Source organism: Microbulbifer sp., assembly GCF_036563125.1.
Taxonomy (GTDB): domain Bacteria; phylum Pseudomonadota; class Gammaproteobacteria; order Pseudomonadales; family Cellvibrionaceae; genus Microbulbifer.
The window spans coordinates 1-20,524 of record NZ_DATCMV010000151.1 but is presented as its reverse complement, the minus strand read 5'-3'; the positions used below and the strand labels follow the sequence as shown (position 1 = coordinate 20,524).

25 protein-coding genes are annotated in these 20,524 nt (G+C 60.6%); 14 read left to right on the top strand and 11 right to left on the bottom strand.

Going from position 1 to position 20,524, the window contains the following annotated elements; all coding sequences use genetic code 11:
- Positions 1-23: 23 nt before the first annotated feature.
- From VIL80_RS12785 to arsC, 3 genes are read right to left on the bottom strand one after another with little or no spacing between them, the layout of a single operon-like run.
- On the bottom strand, positions 24-413 hold the full coding sequence (locus VIL80_RS12785; protein ID WP_332036484.1) for a DUF2069 domain-containing protein: 390 nt from the start codon (positions 411-413) through the stop codon (positions 24-26).
- A 2-nt stretch (positions 414-415) separates the two neighbouring features.
- Positions 416-1,009, bottom strand: coding sequence for an NAD(P)H:quinone oxidoreductase (wrbA, locus tag VIL80_RS12780; RefSeq protein WP_332036483.1), 594 nt, complete (start codon positions 1,007-1,009; stop codon positions 416-418).
- The gene (gene arsC, locus VIL80_RS12775) at positions 1,009-1,353 is read right to left on the bottom strand and encodes an arsenate reductase (glutaredoxin) (RefSeq protein WP_332036482.1); all 345 of its coding nucleotides are present in this window, start codon (positions 1,351-1,353) and stop codon (positions 1,009-1,011) included. Before arsC ends, wrbA begins: the two co-directional genes overlap by 1 nt.
- Before the next feature lie 159 nt (positions 1,354-1,512).
- Here arsC and VIL80_RS12770 point away from each other — a divergent pair, with 159 nt between their 5' ends.
- The 9 genes from VIL80_RS12770 to VIL80_RS12730 all read left to right on the top strand — a co-directional run bounded on the left by VIL80_RS12770 (position 1,513) and on the right by VIL80_RS12730 (position 10,704).
- Positions 1,513-2,874, top strand: a complete 1,362-nt coding sequence (locus VIL80_RS12770; RefSeq protein ID WP_332036481.1) for a YihY family inner membrane protein — start codon at positions 1,513-1,515, stop codon at positions 2,872-2,874.
- Positions 2,834-3,325, top strand: a complete 492-nt coding sequence (locus VIL80_RS12765) for a TlpA family protein disulfide reductase (RefSeq protein ID WP_332036480.1) — start codon at positions 2,834-2,836, stop codon at positions 3,323-3,325. The genes VIL80_RS12770 and VIL80_RS12765 overlap by 41 nt, the downstream gene beginning before the upstream one ends.
- 159 nt (positions 3,326-3,484) lie before the next feature.
- The gene (locus VIL80_RS12760) at positions 3,485-4,852 is read left to right on the top strand and encodes an L-cystine transporter (RefSeq protein WP_332036479.1); all 1,368 of its coding nucleotides are present in this window, start codon (positions 3,485-3,487) and stop codon (positions 4,850-4,852) included.
- A 137-nt stretch (positions 4,853-4,989) separates the two neighbouring features.
- Complete coding sequence (locus tag VIL80_RS12755) at positions 4,990-5,571, top strand: glycine zipper 2TM domain-containing protein (protein ID WP_332036478.1); 582 nt, start codon at positions 4,990-4,992, stop codon at positions 5,569-5,571.
- 73 nt (positions 5,572-5,644) lie between these two features.
- On the top strand, positions 5,645-6,046 hold the full coding sequence (locus VIL80_RS12750; protein ID WP_332036477.1) for a PepSY domain-containing protein: 402 nt from the start codon (positions 5,645-5,647) through the stop codon (positions 6,044-6,046).
- Between the two features lie 46 nt (positions 6,047-6,092).
- Entirely contained in the window at positions 6,093-6,767 is a 675-nt protein-coding gene (locus VIL80_RS12745; protein WP_332036476.1) for a response regulator transcription factor, read from the top strand.
- A 4-nt stretch (positions 6,768-6,771) separates the two neighbouring features.
- The gene (locus VIL80_RS12740; RefSeq protein WP_332036475.1) at positions 6,772-8,151 is read left to right on the top strand and encodes an ATP-binding protein; all 1,380 of its coding nucleotides are present in this window, start codon (positions 6,772-6,774) and stop codon (positions 8,149-8,151) included.
- Between the two features lie 159 nt (positions 8,152-8,310).
- Positions 8,311-9,024, top strand: coding sequence for a polysaccharide deacetylase family protein (locus VIL80_RS12735; protein WP_332036474.1), 714 nt, complete (start codon positions 8,311-8,313; stop codon positions 9,022-9,024).
- 168 nt (positions 9,025-9,192) lie between these two features.
- Positions 9,193-10,704 (top strand): dipeptidase, encoded by a 1,512-nt coding sequence (locus tag VIL80_RS12730; RefSeq protein ID WP_332036473.1) that lies wholly within the window; start codon positions 9,193-9,195, stop codon positions 10,702-10,704.
- 84 nt (positions 10,705-10,788) lie between these two features.
- Here the strand turns inward: VIL80_RS12730 and VIL80_RS12725 are convergent, their stop codons facing one another.
- The 7 genes from VIL80_RS12725 to VIL80_RS12695 form a co-directional block, all read right to left on the bottom strand.
- Complete coding sequence (locus VIL80_RS12725) at positions 10,789-12,597, bottom strand: acyl-CoA dehydrogenase (protein WP_332036472.1); 1,809 nt, start codon at positions 12,595-12,597, stop codon at positions 10,789-10,791.
- Between the two features lie 134 nt (positions 12,598-12,731).
- Positions 12,732-13,853, bottom strand: coding sequence for an MJ1255/VC2487 family glycosyltransferase (locus tag VIL80_RS12720; RefSeq protein ID WP_332036471.1), 1,122 nt, complete (start codon positions 13,851-13,853; stop codon positions 12,732-12,734).
- Positions 13,854-13,900: 47 nt separating this feature from the next.
- Positions 13,901-14,428, bottom strand: coding sequence for a phosphatase PAP2 family protein (locus VIL80_RS12715; RefSeq protein WP_332036470.1), 528 nt, complete (start codon positions 14,426-14,428; stop codon positions 13,901-13,903).
- A gap of 85 nt (positions 14,429-14,513) precedes the next feature.
- Entirely contained in the window at positions 14,514-15,581 is a 1,068-nt protein-coding gene (locus VIL80_RS12710) for a saccharopine dehydrogenase family protein (RefSeq protein WP_332036469.1), read from the bottom strand.
- An 80-nt stretch (positions 15,582-15,661) separates the two neighbouring features.
- Positions 15,662-15,874: a DUF1653 domain-containing protein gene (locus tag VIL80_RS12705; RefSeq protein WP_332036468.1), complete on the bottom strand. Its 213-nt coding sequence runs from the start codon at positions 15,872-15,874 to the stop codon at positions 15,662-15,664.
- 53 nt (positions 15,875-15,927) lie between these two features.
- On the bottom strand, positions 15,928-16,248 hold the full coding sequence (locus tag VIL80_RS12700) for a DUF3301 domain-containing protein (RefSeq protein ID WP_332036467.1): 321 nt from the start codon (positions 16,246-16,248) through the stop codon (positions 15,928-15,930).
- 96 nt (positions 16,249-16,344) lie between these two features.
- Positions 16,345-17,118: a TSUP family transporter gene (locus tag VIL80_RS12695; RefSeq protein ID WP_332036466.1), complete on the bottom strand. Its 774-nt coding sequence runs from the start codon at positions 17,116-17,118 to the stop codon at positions 16,345-16,347.
- 153 nt (positions 17,119-17,271) lie between these two features.
- Between VIL80_RS12695 and VIL80_RS12690 the strand changes: the two genes are divergently transcribed.
- Genes VIL80_RS12690 through VIL80_RS12680 form a run of 3 tightly spaced genes read left to right on the top strand, consistent with a single transcriptional unit; the run spans position 17,272 to position 19,495 of the window.
- The gene (locus VIL80_RS12690; RefSeq protein WP_332036465.1) at positions 17,272-17,685 is read left to right on the top strand and encodes a DUF350 domain-containing protein; all 414 of its coding nucleotides are present in this window, start codon (positions 17,272-17,274) and stop codon (positions 17,683-17,685) included.
- 19 nt (positions 17,686-17,704) lie between these two features.
- Positions 17,705-18,301, top strand: a complete 597-nt coding sequence (locus tag VIL80_RS12685) for a DUF1190 domain-containing protein (protein ID WP_332036464.1) — start codon at positions 17,705-17,707, stop codon at positions 18,299-18,301.
- Between the two features lie 3 nt (positions 18,302-18,304).
- The gene (locus VIL80_RS12680; protein ID WP_332036463.1) at positions 18,305-19,495 is read left to right on the top strand and encodes a glutathionylspermidine synthase family protein; all 1,191 of its coding nucleotides are present in this window, start codon (positions 18,305-18,307) and stop codon (positions 19,493-19,495) included.
- A 48-nt stretch (positions 19,496-19,543) separates the two neighbouring features.
- Here VIL80_RS12680 and VIL80_RS12675 read toward each other — a convergent pair whose 3' ends face one another.
- Positions 19,544-19,825, bottom strand: coding sequence for a GIY-YIG nuclease family protein (locus VIL80_RS12675; RefSeq protein ID WP_332036462.1), 282 nt, complete (start codon positions 19,823-19,825; stop codon positions 19,544-19,546).
- A 139-nt stretch (positions 19,826-19,964) separates the two neighbouring features.
- Here VIL80_RS12675 and VIL80_RS12670 point away from each other — a divergent pair, with 139 nt between their 5' ends.
- Together VIL80_RS12670 and VIL80_RS12665 are read left to right on the top strand one after the other, a co-directional pair.
- A complete protein-coding gene (locus VIL80_RS12670) occupies positions 19,965-20,297 on the top strand; it encodes a metalloregulator ArsR/SmtB family transcription factor (RefSeq protein ID WP_332036491.1) in 333 nt (110 codons plus the stop codon).
- Positions 20,298-20,319: 22 nt separating this feature from the next.
- On the top strand, positions 20,320-20,524 hold a 205-nt coding region (locus VIL80_RS12665; RefSeq protein ID WP_527250115.1), incomplete at its 3' end, for an arsenate reductase/protein-tyrosine-phosphatase family protein.

Sequence of the window (20,524 nt, the reverse complement as noted above, 5' to 3'; positions counted from 1 at the left end):
AAACTCCTTGTTGTCGGTCTTTTTTAATTCTGGGTATGCGCGTTCTGCAATTGCACCTGCCAGCGGCTGGCCATCATCGCGGAAACAAACAGGATAAGGCTCAGGGCAGTCAGCACGCCATGCTGCCAGCCGCGTGTAGGCATCATTACGTCGACGATCCCGGCGGTGATGTACAGCAGCAGGATAAAACACAGCCACAAATAGCTGCGCTGTTGGCGCTTCCACATACCGGGCAGAACCAGCAGCAGGGGGACAGTCTGCAGCAGCCACCATTTCAGAGAGCCACCCAGAAACAGGTTCCATACGGCAAACAGCAGCAGAAGCCCGGCGTAGCAGACCCAGTTGAGCTTTCTGGCGATTTCCAGTTTGCGCGCCACCTGCGCGGTGTCGATTACCTTGGTTTTTTTTGCCACGTTCAATCTCCCAGCTTGTGTGCGAGCGTGCCGATGCGGGCGCCGAGGGCGCGGCACAGGCTGGTTTCGTCGTTGCTCAGGTCGCCGTTGTTGCCGCTGGCCCAATGGGAGGCGCCGTAGGGTGTGCCACCGGTGGTGGTGTGCATGAGTGCGGCTTCGGAATAGGGGATGCCGGCGATAAGCATGCCGTGGTGCAGCAGTGGCAGCATCATGGAAATGAGCGTGCTCTCCTGGCCGCCGTGCAGGCTGCCGGTGGACGTGAACACGGCCGCGGGTTTGCCGGTAAGGCTGCCGTCGAGCCACATATCGCTGGTCTGGTCGAGGAAATAACGCAGCGGCGCGGCCATATTGCCGAATCGGGTGGGGCTGCCGAGCAGCAGGCCGGCACAGTGGCGCAAGTCGTCGGTAGTGCAATAAGGCGCACCGCTGTCGGGCACCGGTGGCAGGCTGGCTTCGGTGTCCGGGGATACCGGCGGCACGGTGCGCAGGCGGGCGCTGATGCCGGCTTCCTCCACGCCGCGGGCCAGCTCCGCGGCCATTTTGGCGGTGGCGCCGCTGCGGCTGTAATACAGGATGAGTACGTAGGGCTCAGACATTAGAGGAGCTCCAGCACATTTTCCGGCGGGCGGCCGAGCACGGCGGTCTCGTCCCTGACCACGATCGGGCGTTCGATCAGTTTCGGGTGCGCCACCATGGCGGCGATCAGTGCATCGTCTTCCAGGCTGGCGTCGCCGAGGTTCAGCTCCTTGTAGGCGTCTTCACCCTTGCGCAGCAGGTCGCGGGCGCCGATGCCGAGTTTTTCCAGCAGGGATTTCAGGGTGGCGGCGTCCGGCGGGGTTTCCAGGTAGAGCACCACTTCCGGTTCAATCTGGTTTTCCTGCAGCAGCTGCAAGGTCTGGCGGGATTTTGAACAGCGGGGGTTATGGTAGATCGTCCACATCGAAGGGGTATCCTGTTAAGGTTTGGCGTATTCTAACAGCCTACTGTTGGTCGTCTACGCTGAGGTATGGCGTACTTTCTGCACAAACTGACCGGTTTTCCCCGCAGGATTCATCGGAAATTCCTGGGGTGGCCGCTATATAACAAGCTGAGAAGACCCATGACTGAAATGGTGCATCGCTGGCGTCGCTTCTTTACCTCATTGTGGACGGTATTCAACGAAAAAAACTGCCGGCAGAACGCCGCCGCGCTCACTTATATGACGCTGTTTGCGATAGTGCCGCTGGTGACGGTGAGCTACGCCATGCTGTCGCTATTCCCGGATTTCGCCGGGCTAGAGAACAAAATCCAGCAACAGATCTTCTCCCACTTCGTGCCGGAGAGCGGTCGCGAGGTGCAGGAGTACATCAACAACTTTTCCGTGCAGGCCCAGCGATTGACCGGTGCGGGTATCGCCATGCTGCTGCTCACCGCGGGTTTCCTGCTGAAAAACATCGAGACCACCTTCAACGCCATCTGGGATATTCCCAAGGGGCGCAAGGGGGTCTCCAGTTTCCTGCTGTACTGGGCCATTTTGAGCCTGGGCCCGATCCTGCTGGGCGCGGGTATGGCGGCCACGACCTACCTGTTTTCGCTGAAAGTCCTTGCCCAGAACGACAGCCTCGGCCTGTTGCCGAGCGTGTTACGGGTACTCCCTTTCGTTTTTACCGCCATCGCCTTCACCCTGCTGTTTGTGGCGGTGCCCAATTGCCGGGTGCCACTGCGCCACGGGCTCGCCGGTGGTGTGATTACCGCCATTGCGTTTGAGGCGGCCAAGTACCTGTTCGGGTTGATCGTATCGCGCAGCTCGGTGCAGGCGATTTACGGCGCCTTTGCATTTGTGCCGATGTTTCTCATCTGGATCTACACCATGTGGATGATCGTGCTGGCAGGGTGTGTGCTGGTGCGGACCCTGTCCGCGTACCACGCCGCCGCGCAGGGGCGCAATTATTCCGATCTGGTGGCAACGCTGGTGCTGATGTCGAAATTTTTCAGCAATTACCAGAAGGGCCTGCCGGTGAGTGAGCAGGATATTTCCCGCGCGGGTATCCGCCCGGCCCAGTGGCGGCGTATCCGCGAAATCCTGCAATCCAACAAGGTGATCGCACAGACCGACCGCAACGAGCATGTGCTGGTGCGGGATCTGGATTCCGTTACCCTGGAGCAGTTGCTCGACTGGCTGCACCCGGCGCCGCTGCCGGAGAGCGGCCACCGTGAACTGCAGGTGCGCCCCTGGTATCGCGACGTGGATGCGCGCTTCCGCGAAGCGCGTGACTTCTCGCACGCGCACCTCTCCCAGAGTCTCGGGGATCTGTTTCGTGAGTCCATGGCGAAAGAACTATTGGAGAAGTCGGTGGAGCCGATAGCGGAAACCAAGGAGTTGCCCGCGCCGGAAAATAACAGCAACGATAACAAGCCTGCCAGCAAAGGAAGCAGCCGCAATGCCCGCGCCAAATCTTCGAGCCGCACCACCAGCTCTTAATCGTTTTGCCCCGTTCATGCTGCTATTGCTCGCCGTGCTGGTGGTCGGCGGGTGTGAAAGCCGCAGCGGTGGCTTGCAGTCTATCGACGGCAAACCGCTGCACACCGAGGGCAAAATTCTACTGGTGAATTACTGGGCCGAATGGTGTGCGCCATGTCGGGAGGAAATCCCCGAGCTGAATGCCTTTTATCGCGCGCACGGCGACAAAGTCATGGTGCTCGGGATTAATTTCGATCAGCTGCCGGCGGAAAAGGTGCAGCAGCAGGCCGAGAAATTTGCCATCGAATTTCCTCTGCTGGCCACCGTCCCGGAAGGCCGCTGGGGCCAGCCCATGCCGCAGGTACTGCCATCCACATTTATCATCGACGCCAGCGGTGAGTGGCGGCGTACCCTGGTAGGCCCGCAGACGGCGGAATCACTTGCCGAGGCCGTGGCGCAAGTACAGAAATAAAAATTGGCGGTGCCAGTGCGGTTGCTGAGCGGCCGCACAAGTTTTGCAGGCTTGATTCTAGGTCTATAACGAAAGTGTCTTTAAATGAAAAAGGCGCCGGCTGTTAGGATGCTGGGGGATTTGTTCTCGGCAAGCTCTGAAAATCTGGACTCAAACCCAATGCAATTGAGTGCACTGTTTCTCCTCGCATTTTATTTTTTCCTGATGTGGCCACTGGCGCGCTGGCATCGCAGCCGCAATTCCCTGGCACCGGCGGTGTTCGCCGGCCTGCTGTTGGGGGTGCTGTTCGGCGGCTTTATGCATCTGGCGGAAGGTTGGGGCGTAAAACTGCCTTTCGTGCTGGAATGGATCAGCCTGGTGGGCGAGGGCTATGTCAATCTGCTGCACCTGCTGGTGATGCCGCTGGTGCTGGTGTGCATTCTCTCCGCGGTGGTCAAGGTCAGCCATACCAGTGATCTGGGCAAGATCAGCGTGTCGGTGCTGGCGGTTCTGCTGGGTACCACGGCCATTGCCGCACTGGTCGGTGTGGTGATCGCCCATCTGTTCGGCTTGTCTGCCGAGGGGCTGGTGGAAGGCGCGCGCGAGGCGGCGCGGGTAGAGGTGCTGAACGAGCGCATCGGCCGCGTGAGCGACCTCAGTATTCCGGAAATTCTCACTTCGTTTATCCCGCGCAATATCTTTGCTGACCTCGCCGGTCAGCGCGACACCTCGGTGATTGCGGTGGTGATCTTTGCGGTGCTGCTGGGACTGGCGGCGCTGGCGGTGCGTCGGGAAAATCCCGAGCAGGGTGCGGCCATCGAACAGTTTGTGGCTGTGGCCCAGGCCTGGATCATGAAGCTGGTACGGCTGATCATGGCATTCACGCCCTACGGGGTGATGGCGCTGGTGACGGCGCTGGTGGCCAAATCCAGCTGGACGGATATTTTCAACCTGTTCGGTTTTGTGGTCGCGTCGTTTATTGCCATCGGCCTGATGTTTCTAGTGCACGCACTGCTGTTGCTGGTGAACGGCATCAGCCCGTTGCACTATTTCGCCAAGGTGTGGCCGGTGCTGGTGTTTGCTTTCAGCTCCCGCTCCAGTGCGGCGACCATTCCGCTGAATGTGGAAACCCAGATCGACGAGCTGAAAATCTCCCCGGCCATCGCCAACTTTTCCGCGTCCTTTGGCGCGACCATCGGCCAGAACGGCTGCGCCGGTATCTACCCGGCAATGCTCGCCGTCATGGTGGCCGTACCCATGGGGATCAATGTGCTGGACCCGGTGTGGCTCGCGTCCCTGCTGGCAGTGATTGTGATCAGCTCCTTCGGTATCGCCGGGGTCGGCGGCGGTGCCACCTTTTCCGCTCTGGTGGTGCTGCCCACCATGGGGCTGCCGGTACAGATTGCGGCGCTGCTGATTTCGGTGGAGCCGCTGATCGACATGGCGCGCACCGCGCTGAACGTGAACGGCGCGATGACCGCTGGAACCCTGACCCAGCGCTGGCTGGGCGGTGAGACCGGTGGCGGCAATGAGGCCGCGCCGGCCTGAGCCTTAGGCATTCCGGCGCGCCCGGCCAAAAGTTCCCCCCAGTTCAGGAAAGATTCAGGCAACCCACCCTAAAGTGCTCCCATAGGTTGTAAAAACCAGAGAAAGACGCCCAATCCGGGTCTCAGGGAGCACGTAACATGATCAAGATTCACACTCTTCGCAAACAGCTGGGGCTGATCGGCCTCTCCGCCTGCCTGCTGGGTGTCAGTACCCAGGTCGCCGCGGGCGATAGCGGTTACTACCCGAACGATGGCTATGATTACGCCCCCGTCACATCCGTGACCCCTATTTACAACGATATCCAGGTGGTGGAGCCCCGCACCCAGTGCTGGGACCAGACCGTTGCCTATCAACAACCGTCCCCGGCGGGCACCATCATTGGTGGCCTGATCGGCGCAGCCGTCGGCCGCGATGCCGCCCGCGGCTACCGTCACGGCTGGGGCCGCCGCAGCCACTATCACTCCGGTAACAAGGGCGCGGGGATGGTGGCCGGTGCAGCGGTCGGTGCCATGATCGGCAATGCCGTCAGCCGCGGCAGCGCGCCGGTGCAGTACGGCACCGAACAGCGCTGCCAGGTGGTGGACCAGGTCAGCACCCGTCGGGAGCTGGTTGGTTACGACGTGAACTATCAGTACAACGGCCAGATATATCTGATTCGCACCAACCAGCATCCTGGGGATAGAATCCGGGTTCGCGTAGATGTGACGCCGGTCCTGTGATGGTAATGATGGAAATCACAGAAAGTCACCGGTATCGACGGGTCACTGCTTTCGGAATAACAGGAGCTGCATTGTGATAATTCCCGCTACCCCCAGGGCCGCAAAGGTAAAGGCGGCGATGCTACTGGTGACCGGCCTGCTGGCGGCACTGCTGGCCGCGCCGTTATACGCTGGGCCAGCAGTCGGTGGTGTGCAGGTAGGAGGACACCATGTAGAGCGGAATCCGCTGCCGCGGATCCAGCTTGAGCGCCGCGCCGGCAAGGTCGAGCCACTGGCTGCCGTCCGAGTGCAGAACAAGGGGATTTCCCGCGATCAGGCGGCGTCCCTGGTAAAGCGCCGCTACGGTGGCAAGATCCTGGCAATCAGCGAAGTGCAGCGCAACGGCCGCACCATGTACCGGGTCAAGGGACTTTCCGACAAAAGCCAGGTCTATGTGGTGTACGTGGATAAAGAGACCGGGCAGATCTCCGGCTGACGCTGGTTGAATTGGCGCTCCACACAAAAGCAATAGAGGAATTTTTATGCGCGCACTGCTGGTGGAAGACGAATTCGCCCTGCGGGAACAGCTGGCGATATCCCTGCGCAAGGCCGGTTACACCGTGGACGAAGCCCCGGACGGCGAAGAGGCGCTGTACCTCGGGCGCGAATACCCCTACGACGTGGCGGTAATGGACCTCGGCCTGCCGAAAGTTGACGGTATTGCCGTGATCGAAACCCTGCGCAAGGAAGGGCGTCATTTTCCGATCCTGATTCTCACCGCTCGCGGCCACTGGCAGGAGCGCGTGCGCGGCCTGGAGGCGGGCGGCGACGACTATCTCACCAAGCCGTTCCACACCGAGGAACTGCTGGCGCGGTTGAATGCGCTGGTGCGCCGCTCCGCGGGGTTTTCCTCTCCCACCATCAATGCCGGTCCCATCGAGCTGGACACCAGTGCCCAGCGGGTTAAGGTCTCCGGCAGCGAGTTGGAACTCACTTCTTTCGAGTACAAGGTGCTCGAGTACCTGATGCTGCACCCGGATGAAGTGGTGTCGAAAACCACCCTTACCGAACATATCTACGAGCAGGACTGCGACCGCGACAGCAACGTGATCGAGGTGTTTATCGGCCGCCTGCGCAAGAAGCTGGACGCCGCCGGCGGGGTGAAACCCATCGAGACCCTTCGCGGGCGCGGCTATCGTTTTTCTGCGGTGAGCTGAATCATTGCTTACTCGCTGGCTGCATTCCCTGTCGGGCCGTCTCTCGCTGATGGCCACCCTGGTACTGCTGGTGTTTCTGGTGGTGCTCTCGGGTGTGCTCGAGCGGGCCTACCGCACCTCCCTGGATGAAGCCAAGGCGCGCGAGCTGCAGGCGTATATCTATACCATGCTGGTGGTGGCGGAGCCGGATGGCGACAGTCTGTACCTGCCATTCGATCTTCGCGAGCAGCGCTTCAACCAGCCGGATTCCGGCCTGATCGGCGCGGTGATGGACTCCCGTGGCCGGGTGATCTGGCGCTCCCAATCCGCCCTCAGTCTGCCCAATTTTTCCACCATGCCGCTGCCGCTGCCCCTGCGCCAGGGGCAACAGGCATTTGCGGAGATCCGCTTGCCGGGACTCGATAACCAATACAACAGTTTTCGCCAGGGCATCGCCTGGGCACTAGAGGACAGGGAGCTGCTATTCACCTTTGTCATTCTGGAAGATGCGGCGCCGCTGCACGCCCAAGTCAAACAGTTCAGTGATACCTTGTGGCGCTGGCTGGGTATCGGTGCGCTGGCGCTGATCGCGGTGCAATTGCTGGTGCTGCGCTGGGGATTGGCGCCGCTACGCGGTGTGACTCGCGCACTGAAAGAAATGCAGCAGGGCGGCAGTGACACCTTGCGGGGCAATTTCCCGCGGGAGCTGGTACCGCTCACCGACAACCTCAACCTGCTGATCGAGAACGAGCGCCGCCAGCGGGAGAAAACCCGCCACACCCTCGGCGATCTCGCCCACAGCCTGAAAACCCCGCTGGCGGTGTTGAAAGGCATGGACCTGGCTTCCGATCCTCAGTCCGCACAGATGGCACTGGCGGAGCAGGTGCAGCGCATGGACGCCATCATCAGTTACCAGTTGAAGCGCGCGGTGGCCGGTTCCCCCAAATCCATCCTGCGTGGTGTGGCGGTGCAGCCTATTGCCGAGAAACTTCTCACCGCACTGGACAAGGTCTATCGCGACAAGCACGTGGACGCGGAGCTACTGTGCGACGACTCGGTGCTGTTCTACGGCGACGAGGGCGACCTGATGGAAATGCTCGGCAACCTGCTGGACAACGGTTACAAATACGGCGGCGGCAAGCTGCTGGCAAAAATTGCCAACACCGCCGATCAGCGCGGGCTGGAAATGATCATCGCCGACAACGGTCCCGGACTCACCGAGGAGCAGTGGCGACAGGTGGTCCAGCGCGGCGTGCGCGCGGATCAGCAACAGCAGGGGCAGGGCATCGGGCTTGCGGTGGTGGTGGATATTGTGGAGAGTTACCACGGCAGGATTGCCATAGTGCCCCCGCCTGAACGGGATGATGCAGATCTTGGAGGTCTCACCCTGCGGGTTGCGCTGTAGCGACATAAAAACGCAAAAATAAAATAGGGATGTTTTATGTTTTTTCGACCATTCAGGAAGCTTTTCACAAGCGCATTGCCTGCGCTCGCGATTACTGCATCCGCGCTAGCCGCGGAAACGGCCCCAACGCCAACCTCTCCCTGGCCCGGCGGCGCGGAAGTGGCGGTGGTACTCACTTACGATGACGCTCTGGATTCCCACCTCGACATTGCCATTCCACAGCTGAACGAACTCAAGTTGCCCGGCACCTTTTATCTGAGTGGTGCGCGTCCCTCCATCCGTATGCGCCTGCACGAATGGCGCCGTGCCGCCCAGCACGGGCATGAGCTGGGCAACCACATGCTCTACCACCCCTGCCGCAAATCCCTGTCCAATCGCAGCTGGGTCAAGCCCTGGCAGGACCTGGATGAGTACACCCTGGAGCAGTTTGTGGACGAAGTACAGGCCACCAACAACATGCTCAAGGCGATCGATGGCCGCGAACAACACACCTTCGCCTATCCGTGCGGCGATATGACCGCGGGCGGCGAGGACGTGATTCCGGAACTGAAAAAACTGGTGCCCGCGGCTCGGCTGTTTTCCACTGACGGCCAGCACCAGGTAAGTGATGACGACTTTTACCGTGTGGCGTCCTTCGACGGTGCAGAGAAAACCGCAGAAGAACTGATCGCCGTTGTGGAAGCGGCGCGGGAAAACCGCAGCCTGGTGGGATTTATGTTCCACGGCGTGGGTGGTGATTACATCACCGTATCTTCCGAGGCCCACCAGGCGCTGCTGGATCATCTGGCGGCACACCCGGACCGCTACTGGGTGGCGACGATGCAGGAAGCGGTGGCGCACCTTAAGCGCGAGCAAGCGCGCCAGCAGCTGTAGTTTCTGGTCCTGTTTCGCCAGTGCATGTTGGCCGCGACCTTCGTTAGATCGCAGCTGACGGTCGCCGCACCGCTGCAGGCGGGAATTGGCGCTGGTGGCGCGGTACAATACGCGCTTTCCCTGACCGCTTGCCCGCGGTCCCTTTCCTTGTGATCTATGGAGTGCCCTGTGAAATTCCGATCCAATATTGCGCGGATTGCGGCTCCGCTGTTGCTCTGCCCGCTGGCCGCGGTGGCGAATGTCTCGCCGGTGGCACAGAACACCGCGGACTATGCGGTGGACCGCTACGAGACGGCGATGACCGACACCCTCGCAGAGCTGGTGCGTTTCAAGACCGTGGCGCGGGAAGACCTGCCACTGGAAAAGAACCCCGAGTTCACCGGTTTCAAGCGCGCTCTGTGCGGCAAGGCCGAGGTGCTGGGGCTGGAGTGCCATGATCACGGCTATGTGGTGATCGTTGCGCTGGGCCAGGGTGAGGAGAAGATCGGGATTGTCACCCACGGCGATGTGCAGCCGGCCAATCCAGACAAGTGGCAGAAAAGCCCGTTTGAACTGGACCGCACCAGCGAGCCGGGCAAGCTGATCGCCCGCGGCAGCGAGGACGACAAGGGGCCGATTGCCACCGCCCTCTACGCGATGAAGGCCATCAAGGACAAGGGCGTGCCGATGCAGCGGCGCGTGGAGCTGATCGTCTACCTGGGCGAGGAGTCCGACTGGGGTCCGTTGGAGGCTTTCCTGAAAGACTATGATATGCCCGCCTACAACATCACCATCGATGCCGATTACCCGGTGGTGACCGCGGAAAAAGGCTGGAGTGAAGTACGCACCACCTTTGCCGAGGCAGCGGTGGCCGACAGGAACAAGCCTTACCTGAGCGATTTCCACGGCGGCTACTTTCGCAGCCAGGTGCCCGACGAGGCGCACGCCAGCATCGTCAACCCGACTGCCGCACTGGAGCAGGCGATCCGCGCACGCGCTGCAGCGCACCCGCAGGTGAAATTCGAGTTCGCGCAAAAGGATGGCGTGCTGGAAATCACCGCCCGCGGCGTGGCCACCCACAGTTCCGAGCCGCAGCACGGTATCAACGCGATTGCCTTCCTGGCAGACGCACTGGGTAACTACGCTTGGCCCGCCAATGCCGCCGGCTCCATGGTGCGCTATATCAACGACCTGATCGGCACCGGTATCGTCGCCGAGCAGTTCGGTGAAATTGCCTACAGCGATGACTTTATGGGGCCGATGACCGGCGCCCTGACCATGGTAAAGGCCGATGACAAGGGGCTAACCAGCCACCTCAACCTGCGCCGCCCCACCGGCAAAACTGCCGAGCTGCTGGACACTCAGATCCACAGCGCCATTGACGACTGGCAGAAGAAGACCGGTATCCAGATGGCCGATGTGGGCGTGCATCTGGGCGAGCCCTACCGCGCGGACAATGCCCCGCAGGTGGAGCCGTTGCTGCAGGTGTTCCGTCACTTCACCGGTATGAAAGACGCTGGTCCGGTGGCCATCGGTGGTTCCACCAATGCCAAGCTGCTGCCCAACGCGGTGAGCTTCGGTCCGTCCATGCCGGAGAAGGCCTACACCGGCCATTCAGAACACGAATTTATCACCGTGGACCAGCTGCGTCTGAACCTGAAAATGTACACGGCGATGATGATCGAGATCTCGAACCTGTAGATCATCAGCCAGGGTATTTTCCATAAGAAAAAGGGACTGAAATCTCAGTCCCTTTTTTAATGGCTGTTATCCGGCGACGTCGGGTCAGAACCAGTCCCGCTGCATATCAAACGGCACGCGGTTACCCGCTTCCAGCAGCGCCAGCTGTGGGCCGATTTCCGGCAATTCCCACTGGATATAGAAACGCGCGGCGTGCAGTTTGCCGCGGTAGAAATTCTCCTCTTCCTCAACGAGCGCATTCTCTGTATTGAGCTTCTGCGATGCGACCAGGGCCTGGCGCAGCCAGATCCAGCTCACCACCACGCGGCCGAAGGCGTCGAGATACAGTGAAGCGTTGGCGAGGCCAAGATCGGCGTCCGCCGCCATTTGACCGAGCAGATTTTCGGTGGTGCTGTTGAGGCGGCTGAGGCTGTCGCCCAGACACTGTGCCAGCGCTTGCAGCTTTGTGTCCCCGCCGCAGGCGGCGATGGTTTTGCCGATTTCCCCGGCGAGGATCTGGTAACCCGCGAGCCCTTTCGCCGGCACCTTGCGCCCCAGCAGGTCCATGGCCTGAATGCCCTCGGTGCCCTCGTGGATCGGGTTCAGGCGATTGTCGCGGTACAGCTGCTCCAGGGGGTACTCGCGGATATAGCCGGAACCGCCGAGCACCTGGATCGCCAGATCGTTGGCCTTGAGGCAGTACTTGGATGGCCAGGATTTGACGATGGGGGTGAGCAGATCCAGCAGCTCTGCGGCCTGTTGCCGCTCGCTTTCGGTTTCCCCACTGTGGGCATCCTCGAACAGGGACGAGGCGTACAGGCAGAGTGCGAGACCGCCTTCCACATAGCTTTTCTGCATCAGCAACATGCGCCGCACATCCGCGTGCTGGATGATGGGGACCTGCTTTGACTGCGGATCGCGGTTGGAGGGCAGACGGCCCTGGGGGCGTTCTTTCGCATACTGCAGCGCGTGCTGGTAACCGCGGTAGCCCAGTACCGCGGCGCCTGTACCGACGCCAATGCGGGCCTCGTTCATCAGCTGGAACATGTAGCTCAGGCCCTTGTGGGGTTCGCCGATCAGGTAGCCGGTCGCACCGCCGTTTTCACCAAAACTCATGACCGTAGACGTGGCATTGCGGTAGCCCATCTTGTGCAGCAGCCCTGCGAGTTGCACGTCGTTACGGCTGGGCTCGCCGCCGTCGCCAGCGGGGATAAATTTCGGCACCAGGAACAGGGAAATACCTTTGACACCGGCTGGCGCATCCTTGATGCGCGCCAGCACCATGTGCACGATATTTTCCGTGAGGGACTGGTCGCCGCCGGAGATAAACATTTTCTGTCCGCGCAGACGGTAGCTGCCATCTTCCGCTGGCGTCGCGGTGGTGCGGATATCCGCAAGTGCCGAGCCCTGGTCCGGTTCGGTCAAGGCCATGGTGCCGGCGTAGCGGCCGTCCATCATCGGCGGCAGATAGATTTCTTTCAGTTCGTCGCTGGCGAAACTGTGCACCAGGTTGGCTGCGCCCAGGGTGAGAAACGGATAGGCCGCGGTGCCCACGTTGGCAGCATTGATATAGGCCATGGCGCTGCGCAGGATCACTTCCGGCAGCTGCATGCCGCCTTCTTCGAAATCATAGTGGGCGGCGAGAAAGCCGGCCTCGGCAAAAGCGTTCCAGGCCTTGTGGGTTTCGTCGATCAGGGTGACTTTTTCGCCGTCGAAGGAGGGCTCGCAGGCGTCGCCCTTGGCGTAGTGATTGGCGAAGTATTTTCCTGCGATGGTTTTTGCGGTATCCAGAGTCGCGTTGAACACTTCCCGGGAGTGTTCGCGGTAGCGGGGGCGCTGCAGCAGGGCCTCGGTGTCGAGAAATTCGTACAGCAGGAACTCGATATCCCGATCTACCAGATACTGCTCGCTCATAACCACTCCGTCTCTGTTTTATAGCAAGCGGGTCAGGGTAGGGAGTGGAGGTAGTGCCGGCAATGACTTATCAGGTAATGGCCACTGATGAATTTGAAGGGCAGCGACCACTGCCGGTAACGGACTGCCGCTTTTCAGGTGCTCTCGCCGCCCTTGATGCCGTCTATGTCCTGTGCCGGCGGGGTGGGGCGAGGGGCTGCGTTGCCTTTTCTGCCGGCACCCGTGCGGCCGGGGATGACGTTGGCCCACAGGCGTGATGACAGCTGTTGCTGGCTCTCGCTGCGGCCATCGGCAATCCACTGCACGATGGTATTCGCCACATCCGGCCAGTCGATATGTACCCCGCGGGGCTGCTCCTGTAGCCAGCGGCCGATGGTGAGGGCGTCCATGTTTTCCACTACCCTGGCCAGTTGCAGCTGCGTGAGGGCCATGGCATTGGCCTCCTGTTCGAACTGGCCTTTGAGCGGACGCGACAGGATGGGTTTGCCCTGAGTGAGGGTTTCCGCGATCAATTCAAAACCGCTGTTGCAGATCACCGCGCGCGCACTGGCCACATCCGCGCGGAAGCCTTCCACCGAGGGCGCCTTAAGCACGATGTTGTCCGCCGCTGGCAGTTCTGTGGGTAATCCGTACACGATAAAGGCGTGAGGTAGTTGCGCCAGCTGGTGTAGCAGAGGCTCCGCGTGTTCAAACGGCAGGTAAACCAGCACGTGATCCTGTTGCGCGGTATCGGCGTTTGCGTGCGCTTGCGCGATCGGTGGCAATATCGGGTGGCCGAAGTGGTGCCAGTGCATCCCGAGGCTCACCTGCACCGGCGCAAACATTTTCATGATTGCACGCGCGCTCCAGCCAAATCGCGGAGCGGGGATGGCGAAGTTGAACGCGTACTGGTGACCGAGCCCCAGGCTCGGGCAGTTGCGCTTCTTCGCGGCCCAGGCGGTGACCGGTTCGAAATCGCTGATCACCAGGTCGAAATCCAGCACCGGCAGTTCGCGGATGTCTTGCAACAAACGGCTGATGTTCAGCTGCTTTGCGGTGGCGATCTGGTCGATCTTTCCCTCTTTGTGCACAAAGGTCAGGCCCTCGCGCCACCAGTAATCGCCGAAAGCCTCCATGGCAAACAGCTTTTCCGGTGGACGGCCGCTGAACAGCCACTGGACTTCCAGCCCCGGAAACTGCCGGAAGGCCTCGGCCATAGCGCGCGCGCGGGAGATATGGCCGTTGCCGGTGCCCTGAACGCCGTAGAGTATTTTCAAGGTGCTTCTCCGTAGAGCCGAGGAAAGATAATTATTGGAATGACCGCTTACAGCAGTGCGCCGCTGAGCGCAAAGCCCACACAGGTGCCGAGCAGCGCGCCGGCGCACACGTCGGTGGGGAAGTGCACGCCGAGTCCCACACGGGAGGTACCCACGCCCGCAGCCCAGAAGTAACCCAGTGCCCACAGCGGATTCAGGCATTGGCTCAGCATAGTCACGAACAGGAAGGCGCCGGAGGTGTGGCCGGAAGGCAGGCTGAAGCGGTCGTTGGCAACGATGATTGAGCGCAGTCCCGGGATGGCTTCCGGCGGGCGGTTGCGCTTGGTGGTGTTCTTGATGGTCCAGTAGAGCGAGCGCTCAACCGCGAAGGCCGCGCCGCAGGTGTAGAGAAACTCGAGCGCTGCCACCGTGTCGATGATCGCCACCAGCAGTGGCGATAGCAGGTACAGCCAGCCGTCGGCGGAGCGGGACAGCAGCAGGTAGTTCCTGCGCGATGCCGGTCGCGTCGCCCGCTCTGCCATGCGCAGAACCAGGGAGACATCGACCGTTTTCAGTGTGATAGGTAGGCTTCGCATGCAGTAAAAGTACGAAGCCAATGTTGCGCGGACTTGAACGAATTGTGTCAGGTCCGTGAAATCTGCCGGAACGACAATCCCGCTATCAGTCTATTCCGATCTTGATGGCGCCTGAGCCGGGAAGCTTTTCCACCAGCTCGGCCCCGCAGAGTTTCGAAGGCGTGAAGTAACCGCCCGGGCCCTGGTAGGCGAGCAGGAACTCCAGCACCGCCAGTGAGCCGTACACCGTGACGTCATAGCCGTTGGCAGTGACCACACGGCCCACCCGGCGCTCACCGCGGCGGTCGTTGCGCACCTCTCCCCACACCCAGGTTTTCTGCTCGGCGCGCTGGTTTTCGGTGGGCCCGCGCACACTCTTGTCCACCTTGCCCTTCAGCCACTTCTGCATCCACTGCATGCGCAGCAGCCAGCGGAACTTGTTCAGCCCCTGCATCTTCTTTGCCCGCCGCGGGCTCATGGGGATGTACACCTCGATGTTCGGAATCTCGGTGGAGTAATAGGCGGTGGCCACATCACCCCAGGGGATGGCGACGGCAAACTTTTCGCCGCGGCCGAAGTTGATCTGGCGCGTCAGTGCGCCGTGGGGGATCACCTCGATCTTGCCGTTGCGGCGCACCGCGCCGCCCACACCCAGGCTCTCGATGGAGGTCTTGGCGGTGCCCGGGCTGAGACCGGAGTCAGAGTCGAACCCCAGGGTCAGGTGGGTGGCGCTGGTCATGGCCTTGTGCAGCGCCATGGCCAGGCAGTCGGTGGGGATTACGTCAAAGCCGGTGCCCGGGCAGAGCACCACACCTGCGGCCTTCGCCTCGGCATCCAGCGTATGCGCCTGCTGGTACACCGCCATCTCGCCGGTGATGTCCTGGTAGTGGGTGCCGCTTTTGATACAGGCGCGCATCATCGGTTCTGCGGTAGCGGAGAACGGGCCGGCGCAGTGGATGACCACGGCCACATCGCGCAGGGTGCGCGCCAGCACGTCTTCGTCGTCGAGACTGACGGCGATGGCGGCGAGCCCCAGCTCATTGGCCAGAGGCTGCAGCTTGGCCGCACTGCGACCGGACAGAATGGGTTTCAGGCCCCTGGCCACTGCCTTGCGGGCTATCAGCTCGCCGGTATAGCCGTAGGCGCCGTAAATCAGGATCTGCTTGTTGTTCACCTGTTGTCCTTATTGTGTGGTCACTGGGACCTTGTTGTGTCGGAGCCGAGTCTGTAAAGGGACGTTCAGTTAAGGCGCGTTCAGTTCAGCGGCTTTTCCAGCGCGAAGCGGGGTATTGTCACCCCGTCTTTTTCAATGGTTTCCGCGAACATCGCCAGCGGGCGTGCCCATACGCCGAAATCATCATACAGAGCACGGTAGATCGCCAGTTGTTCCCCGGTTTCACTGTGGGTGGCGATTTCCATCAAATGATAAAGATTGCCCTTGTAGTGACGGTAGATACCTTTCTGCATGAATGTTCCTGATGGAGGTTCCTGAAGGGAAAGTCGGGCCGGGTGCGCGGTCGTCAGGCCATATGAAAGGGCGAAAGCTGGATCTGGGTGACCCGCTGCCCGTGCAGCACCGCGATACCGCTGTAGCGGCGCTCGCCGGTGGAGGTGAATTCGAACTCGTACTGGCGCAGCAGTCGCACCTGGCCGCTTTTGTCCCGTTTCAGACGGGTACGGGACAGCATTACGGTGTCGTCCAGCAGCTGCACCCCGGTCTCCGCGCAGTGCGCCTTTACTATGCGACGCACCCGGTCCTTGGCAGCCATGCCGGCCCAAAAATACCAGGCTGCCAGTATCAGCAGGAACAGCCAGAACAAGTCGCCAAGTGAGTAATACATACCGATTCAGTTTGCTTTCTGTCGAGCGCGCAAGAATACCACCAGCGGCGGGGCTATGCCCGGCATGATTCTCAATACCAGAGGATGGTCTGCGGGTTAGTTCAGATTCAACAGATCCAGGCGCTGGGCAATCTGGCTCAGGGACATCAGCACACACATGGTGATCACCAGTGGACGTATCAGCCGGGTGCCGCCCGCGAGCATGGTGTGACTGCCGATAAAGGCCCCGATCACCTGCCCCGCCATCATGGTGGCTGCGATGGTCCAGACCACCTTGCCCGCGGCGGCAAACAGCGCAACGGAAACCACATTGGTGGTCAGGTTGAACAGCTTGGCGCGAATGGTGGCGGTCAACAGTGTCTGGCCGCGAAAGGCCACACCTGCAGCGGCGAAAAATGTACCGGTGCCCGGCCCGAAGGCGCCGTCATAAAACCCGACCGCCGGGGCACAGGTGCACGCCCACTGCTTTTCACTCAGTCTGGGGTGACTGTCACTTTTGCCCATATGCGGTGTCAGCCAGACATACACGGCCACAGCGAGCAGCAGAACCGGGATTGCCCAGCTGAGCCAGCTGGTGTCGACGCGCTGGATCAACCAGGTACCCAGTGCCGCACCGAGAGCTGCGGTGGCAACCGGCAGAATCAGGCTGCGCTCGCGCAGGTGCCCCTTGGCAAACAGGGTGGCGGTCGCGGTCAGGGTGCCGATGACCGCCTGGCTTTTATTGGTGGCGAGCGCCGTTACCGGCGGCACACCCGTAAGCAGCAGTGCCGGCAGGGTCAGCAATCCGCCACCGCCGGCGAGTGTATCCACCCAGCCCGCCAGCATGGCGACGGCAAACAACACCAGAAGCAGGGTGAGGGTAAGTTCCATGGGGTACCTTAAATAGGGTGGGGTGGCGGGAAAGACTGCTGTGGCGGGCATTGTATCAGCAGGGATGGCCAGATAGAGCCGCTCCCTGTTTTGTGTCAGAATCCGGCGGTTTTTTTATTCGCTATTGCCTGCTCACCCATCAAGGATTCGGTCATGCTTGCCACTACACTGTCATCGTTAAACGGTATCCCCCCTTTCCTCGCCTATTTCGCCGTGGCGATAGTCCTGGTGCTCATCTTCGTGCGTATTTATACCTGGATGACGCCGCACGCAGAGATGGCGTTGATCCGCGCAAACAATTCCGCGGCGGCGTTGGCGTTTGGCGGGGCGATAATCGGTTTTGCACTGCCGCTCTCCAGCGCAATTACCAATTCCCTGTCCCTGCTGGATTGTGCGGTCTGGGGTGCTGTTGCACTGATTGTGCAAGTTCTCACGTTTGTGGTGTTACGTGTGGTGCTCAAGCAACTGTCCGAGCGCATTGACAAAGGAGAGATGGCTTCCGGGATTTTTGCCGCGACGGTTGCCATTGCCGTCGGCCTGATCAACGCCGCATGTATGAGCTATTAATTTTTACAGGAAGCAAACGATGAAACGCAGTAAAAAAGCCGCTCTGGTATTGACGGTTCCTGTCGCCACACTACTGATCGCCGGTTGTGAAAAAGAAGTGCAGGGCATGGTGTACAACAATCCGGATGAGTGCAGTACCGGTGGATGGAATAGCGCTGAGCAGTGCGAAGCCGATTACGCAACGGCCAAGGCACTGCATCCGCAGGTCGCACCGAAATACGTAAACAAGCAGGAGTGCGAAGCGGATTTCGGGGAAGGCAAGTGTGAGACCGCGCCACAGCAGACCGCGTCCGGTGGCAGCTTCTTTATGCCGATGATGATGGGGTATCTCGCCGGGCAGATGATGAATCGCGGGGGTGCGAATACGCAGCAACCGGGTGGGGCGAATATGCAGCAACCCACCGCCGCCGGCGCGGGCACCAGTGTGCCTTCCCAGCCCCTGTATAAATCCCGTGATGACCGCGAAACATTCCGTACCGCTACCAATACCCCGGTGGCAAAAGGCGTTGGCCCCGTCTCCTTCAAGCCTTCACAGGTCAAGCCCCAGGCCGGCAGGTTGGTGCGCCGCGGCGGCTTCGGGCAGCAGGCTGCCACTCGCAGCAGTTTTGGTAGCTAACCTGTGCAGCGCATCAATATTGCCGAGCGCGCTAACTGGCGCGCGTATGCCGAAGAGGTCGGGTTCGACTTTCACACCTTCGACGGTGAGCCCTACTGGGATGAAACCGCCTATTACCAATTCAGTCTGCAGCAGATTGAGGAAGATCTGGAGGCGCCCACCGAAGAGCTGCACCAGATGGTGATGGACATGGTGGGGGATATCACCCGCAGTGAGGAAATGCTCACACAGCTCAATATTCCGCGCGATTACTGGAGCTATGTGTGGAACTCTTGGAATAGTGGCGAGCCGCATCTGTATGGCCGCATGGATCTGGTGTACGACGGCACCGGCCCCGCGAAATTGCTCGAGCTCAATTACGACACTCCGACATCGCTGTTTGAAACCGGTTTTTTCCAGTGGGTATGGCTGGAAGAGCAGATCCGCAACGGCGCCTTGCCCGGGCGCGCGGACCAGTTCAATTCCCTGCAGGACAAGATTGAGCAGGCGTTTATCCAGCTGGAATTGCCGACCCCTTTCTATTTCACCAGCGTACGCGACAACGCCGAAGACCGTGGCACCGTCAATTATCTGATGGATGTCGCTGCGCAGGCAGGAAAGAATGTGCGCTATATCGCGCTGGAAGATATCGGCGTTATTGGCGATGCAAAAGATGGGAGTCAGCAGTTTGTCGACCTGGATGGCGAGCCAATAAGAGGGCTGTTCAAACTGTATCCGTGGGAATTCATGGTACAGGAAGAATTTGCCCGCGCCGTTACCGACGGCAATACCCAGATGGTCGAGCCCGCGTGGAAAATGCTGTTGTCCAACAAGGGCATTCTGCCGCTGCTGTGGGCGCGCTATCCCGATCATCCAAACCTACTGCCGGCGTTTTTTGAAACCCCAAACAGCGAACCCATGGCTGCCGGTTGGGTGCGCAAACCTCTGTTCTCCCGCGAGGGCGCCAACGTGGATCTGATCACCACGGGTGGCGAGCAGATTTCCGCCGCCGGTCCCTATGCCGATGGGCGCTACATCCGCCAGGCATTTCATGCACTGCCAAAATTCCGCGATGAATATCGCAATGCGGATGCCTACACCATGGTTGGAAGCTGGGTGGTGGGGGATAGCGCGGCGGGCATCTGCATTCGTGAGGACGCGACCCTGATTACCAAGGATTCCTCCCGTTTCCTGCCGCACATCATTCTGGACTGATCGGGTGGCCGAAGCGGCAGGGCAGGCGGAAACAGTCAGCCTTGCCGCTTACGCCAGCTCGGGAGCAGGCAGGGCCAGGTCACCTGCAATCAAAGCCTCCTTGCGCGCCTTGGGCCATTTCTTGATCGCAAGCTCCAGCTTCAGCGCTTCCGATTTTCCTGTCACCATCTGCTGGAATTCCAGTGTCAGCGGCCCGCGCCCGCGCAGCGCCTTGGCCGCTTTGGGGCCGCCGCTACTGTGCTCCTCGAATCGGCGCGCCACGTCCCGGGTAATGCCGGTATAGAGGCTGCCGGAGCGGGTACGGATCAGGTAGACAAACCAGTCGGACACTTTGCACCTTTGCTGGGGAGTAATCGCGGTGATGGGAATTGTACCAGCCGGAGACCGTGATAACGTGCTGGTAAATTTACATATATGCATATCCATATATAATGCCGGCAACTCAACCCCATGACTGGGAGGCGGTGTGATGACTCCGGTGCAATTGTTCAAGTGTCTTGCGGATGAGACCCGCCTGCAGCTGGTGATGCTGATGCAGGCGGAGGGCGAGCTGTGTGTGTGTGAGCTGGTGGCAGCGCTGGGGGAGTCCCAGCCGAAGATCTCCCGCCACCTGGCGACGTTGCGCAACTGCGGCTTGCTGCAGGATACCCGGCGTGGCCAGTGGGTCTACTACGCCATTCACCCGCAACTGCCCGCCTGGGCGGTGACCGCGTGTAACGCGGCGGCCAATGCCGAGCCCGAGCGATTAACCTTACTGCAAAACAACTTGAAGGCGATGCCCGATCGCCCGACCTGTTGCTGAAAATATCCCTGGAGATGGATGAATGAAGATTCTGTATATCTGTACCCACAATCGCTGCCGCAGCATCCTGAGCGAGGCGATCACCAATCATCTGGGACGTGGGCGCATCCAGGCGTTCAGTGCCGGCAGCCAGCCCAGTGGCGAGGTACACCCGCTGTCGATCCGCTATCTCAGGGAAAAGGGTATCGATACGGAAGGCTTGCGCAGCCAGTCCTGGGATGAGTTCG

Coding starts and splice junctions, on each gene's coding strand:
- wrbA (WP_332036483.1), bottom strand. CDS start 1,009: ATGTCTGAGCCCTACGTACTCATCCTGTATTACAGCCGCAGCGGCGCC.
- arsC (WP_332036482.1), bottom strand. CDS start 1,353: ATGTGGACGATCTACCATAACCCCCGCTGTTCAAAATCCCGCCAGACC.
- VIL80_RS12770 (WP_332036481.1), top strand. CDS start 1,513: ATGACTGAAATGGTGCATCGCTGGCGTCGCTTCTTTACCTCATTGTGG.
- VIL80_RS12765 (WP_332036480.1), top strand. CDS start 2,834: ATGCCCGCGCCAAATCTTCGAGCCGCACCACCAGCTCTTAATCGTTTT.
- VIL80_RS12760 (WP_332036479.1), top strand. CDS start 3,485: ATGCAATTGAGTGCACTGTTTCTCCTCGCATTTTATTTTTTCCTGATG.
- VIL80_RS12755 (WP_332036478.1), top strand. CDS start 4,990: ATGATCAAGATTCACACTCTTCGCAAACAGCTGGGGCTGATCGGCCTC.
- VIL80_RS12745 (WP_332036476.1), top strand. CDS start 6,093: ATGCGCGCACTGCTGGTGGAAGACGAATTCGCCCTGCGGGAACAGCTG.
- VIL80_RS12725 (WP_332036472.1), bottom strand. CDS start 12,597: ATGAGCGAGCAGTATCTGGTAGATCGGGATATCGAGTTCCTGCTGTAC.
- VIL80_RS12715 (WP_332036470.1), bottom strand. CDS start 14,428: ATGCGAAGCCTACCTATCACACTGAAAACGGTCGATGTCTCCCTGGTT.
- VIL80_RS12705 (WP_332036468.1), bottom strand. CDS start 15,874: ATGCAGAAAGGTATCTACCGTCACTACAAGGGCAATCTTTATCATTTG.
- VIL80_RS12700 (WP_332036467.1), bottom strand. CDS start 16,248: ATGTATTACTCACTTGGCGACTTGTTCTGGCTGTTCCTGCTGATACTG.
- VIL80_RS12695 (WP_332036466.1), bottom strand. CDS start 17,118: ATGGAACTTACCCTCACCCTGCTTCTGGTGTTGTTTGCCGTCGCCATG.
- VIL80_RS12690 (WP_332036465.1), top strand. CDS start 17,272: ATGCTTGCCACTACACTGTCATCGTTAAACGGTATCCCCCCTTTCCTC.
- VIL80_RS12685 (WP_332036464.1), top strand. CDS start 17,705: ATGAAACGCAGTAAAAAAGCCGCTCTGGTATTGACGGTTCCTGTCGCC.
- VIL80_RS12670 (WP_332036491.1), top strand. CDS start 19,965: ATGACTCCGGTGCAATTGTTCAAGTGTCTTGCGGATGAGACCCGCCTG.